This is a genomic window from uncultured Pseudoteredinibacter sp., assembly GCF_947502065.1.
Taxonomy (GTDB): Bacteria; Pseudomonadota; Gammaproteobacteria; order Pseudomonadales; family Cellvibrionaceae; genus Pseudoteredinibacter.
Genome location: NZ_CANMYE010000020.1, coordinates 1 through 3,829, shown reverse-complemented (window position 1 = coordinate 3,829; position 3,829 = coordinate 1). Strand labels below are relative to the sequence as shown.

Genomic DNA, 3,829 nt, shown 5'->3' with positions numbered 1-3,829 from the left:
CTTCAAGCTGATGGTTCTTACACTTATACCCCAGGTGCTGGTGCCGCTGCATTGGCTGAAGGTGCAACGGCAACAGATACGTTTAGCTACACCTTAAAAGATAGCGACGGAAGTTTCTCGACTACCACCGTCACCATAACTGTTACTGGCACAAGTGACGGTGCACCGACTGTCACCATCGATGACAATAACGCTGGCGCAACCGGCGATGAAAGTGTCGCCGAAGATGGCAGCACAACTGGCAATACATTTACGATCAGTACGCCTGATGGTTTAGGCTCGTTGAGTATTGCAGGTCAAAATATTGCCGCCGCTGCGTTAAATAATGCATCGAGCAGCAACATCACCGTTAACACCCCAGAAGGTGTGTTAACCATTACCGGTTTCAACTCCGCAACAGGTGAGGTTACTTACAACTACGATCCAAGCGGCACAGCAAAAGATCACAGTGGTGGGGAAGTTGTTGATAGTCTCGCAGTCGTTGTGACCGATAGCGATGGTACGACAGCTAACGGCACGTTGGATATTTTAATTACTGATACGGCTCCGGTTGCCAACGCCGATACCGATTCAACTGATGCTGACAATAACGCAACCGGTAATGTTCGCACCGATGCTGGCGGCGCTGATGTAGATGGCGCTGATGTGGCGGCTATTACTGGTGTAGTTGCCGGCACGCAAACCGGTGATATCTCCGGTGGCGTTAATACTTCAATTGCAGGTTCACTTGGTTCGCTAACCCTTCAAGCCGACGGTTCGTACACTTACACCCCTGGTGCTGGTGCGGCAGCATTGGCTGAAGGCGCTACGGCAACAGATACATTTAGCTATACCCTAAAAGACAGTGATGGCAGTTTCTCAACTACTACCGTAACGATTACCGTGACAGGCACCACTGACGGGCTACCTACAGTCACGATAGTGGATAACAATGCCAGCGCAACAGGCGATGAAAGTGTTGTTGAAGACGGGAATGTTTCGGGCAACAGCTTCACCATTAGTACGCCAGATGGCTTAGGTTCATTGAGCATTGCAGGGCAGGCAATTACAGCTGCCGCATTAAACAATGCTTCAGCTAGCAACATCACAGTTAACACCCCAGAAGGTGTACTAACCATTACCGACTTCAACTCAGCCACGGGTGAAGTTACTTACAACTACGACCCAAGTGGGACGGCTAAAGATCACAGTGGTGGTGAGGTTGTTGATAGCTTGGCAGTCGTTGTGACCGATAGCGATGGGACTACCGCTAACGGCACGTTGGATATTTTAATTAATGACACGGCTCCGGTTGCGAATGCGGATACCGATTCAACTGACGCTGTTACCAACGCAACCGGTAATGTTAGAACTGATGTTGGTGGCGCCGATGTAGATGGCGCTGATGCGGCCGCCATTACCGGTGTAGTTGCTGGCACACAAACCGGTGACATCTCCGGCGGTGTTAATACGGCTATTGCAGGTTCGCTGGGTTCTCTAACCCTACAAGCTGATGGTTCTTACACTTACACTCCTGGCGCAGGTGCGGTCGCTCTTGCTGAAGGTGTAACAGCCACCGACACGTTTAGCTACACCTTAAAAGACAGTGATGGCAGTTTCTCAACTACCACCGTAACCATAACTGTTACTGGCACAAGTGATGGCTCGCCAACTGTCACCATTGATGACAATAATGCTGGTGCAACCGGTGACGAAAGTGTCGTTGAAGATGGTAATGTCGCAGGCAATAGCTTCAACATAAGCACTCCAGATGGGTTAGGTTCGTTGAGCATTGCCGGTCAAAATATTACAGCGGCCGCTCTAAATAACGCTTCAACAAGTAACATCACAGTTAACACCCCAGAAGGTGTACTAACCATTACCGACTTCAACTCAGCCACGGGTGAAGTTACTTACAACTACGATCCAAGCGGTACAGCTAAAGATCACAGCGGTGGGGAAGTTGTTGATAGTCTCGCAGTCGTTGTGACCGATAGCGATGGGACTACCGCTAACGGCACGTTGGATATTTTAATTACTGACACGGCTCCGGTTGCGAATGCGGATACGGATGCAACCGATGCTGTTACCAACGCAACAGGTAATGTTAGAACCGATGTTGGTGGTGCTGATGTGGATGGCGCCGATGTAGCAGCCATTACCGGTGTAGTTGCGGGTACACAAACCGGTGATATCTCCGGCGGTGTTAATACGGCTATTGCAGGTTCGCTCGGTTCGTTAACCCTTCAAGCTGACGGCTCATATACTTACGCTCCAGGTGCTGGTGCGGCCGCTCTTGCTGAAGGTGCAACGGCAACAGATACATTTAGCTACACCTTAAAAGATAGCGACGGAAGTTTCTCGACTACCACCGTAACGATTACTGTTACTGGCACAAGTGATGGCGCACCAACTGTCACCATCGATGACAATAACGCTGGCGCAACAGGCGATGAAAGTGTTGTTGAAGACGGGGATGTTTCGGGCAACAGCTTCACCATTAGTACGCCAGATGGCTTAGGTTCATTGAGCATTGCAGGGCAGGCAATTACAGCTGCCGCATTAAACAATGCTTCAGCTAGCAACATCACAGTTAACACCCCAGAAGGTGTACTAACCATTACCGACTTCAACTCAGCCACGGGTGAAGTTACTTACAACTACGACCCAAGTGGGACGGCTAAAGATCACAGTGGTGGTGAGGTTGTTGATAGCTTGGCAGTCGTTGTGACCGATAGCGATGGGACTACCGCTAACGGCACGTTGGATATTTTAATTAATGACACGGCTCCGGTTGCGAATGCGGATACAGATGCAACCGATGCTGTTACCAACGCAACCGGTAATGTTAGAACCGATGTTGGTGGTGCTGATGTGGATGGCGCCGATGTGGCAGCCATTACCGGTGTAGTTGCGGGTACACAAACCGGTGATATTTCTGGCGGCGTTAACACTTCAATTGCAGGTTCGCTCGGTTCATTAACCCTTCAAGCTGATGGTTCTTACACCTACATCCCTGGTGCTGGTGCGGCCGCTCTTGCTGAAGGAGCTACGGCAACAGACACGTTTAGCTACACCTTAAAAGATGCGGACGGAAGCTTCTCAACCACAACAGTTGTTATCACGGTAACTGGCACCACCGATGGCGCACCAACTGTCACCATCGATGACAATAACGCTGGCGCAACCGGCGATGAAAGTGTCGCCGAAGATGGCAGCACAACTGGCAATACCTTCACCGTAAACACTCCAGACGGTTTAGGTTCATTGAGCATTGCCGGCCAAAATATTACAGCGGCCGCTCTAAATAACGCTTCAACAAGTAACATCACCGTTAACACCCCAGAAGGTGTGTTAACCATTACCGGTTACAACTCCGCAACAGGTGAGGTTACTTACAACTACGACCCAAGTGGTACGGCTAAAGATCACAGCGGTGGGGAAGTTGTTGATAGTCTCGCAGTCGTTGTGACCGATAGTGATGGAACCAGCGCTAACGGCACGTTGGATATTCTAATTACTGACACGGCTCCGGTTGCGAATGCTGATACCGATTCAACTGACGCTGTTACCAACGCAACCGGCAATGTTAGAACCGATGTTGGTGGTGCTGATGTGGATGGCGCCGATGTAGCAGCCATTACCGGTGTAGTTGCGGGTACACAAACCGGTGATATTTCTGGCGGCGTTAACACTTCAATTGCAGGTTCGCTCGGTTCATTAACCCTTCAAGCTGATGGTTCTTACACCTACATCCCTGGTGCTGGTGCGGCCGCTCTTGCTGAAGGTGCAACGGCAACAGACACGTTTAGCTACACCTTAAAAGATGCGGACGGAAGCTTCTCAACCA

1 protein-coding gene is annotated in these 3,829 nt (G+C 50.3%); it reads left to right on the top strand.

The features are described from left to right. On the top strand, nucleotides 1–3,829 hold a 3,829-nt coding region (locus Q1A41_RS20155), incomplete at both ends, for a VCBS domain-containing protein (protein WP_299982937.1).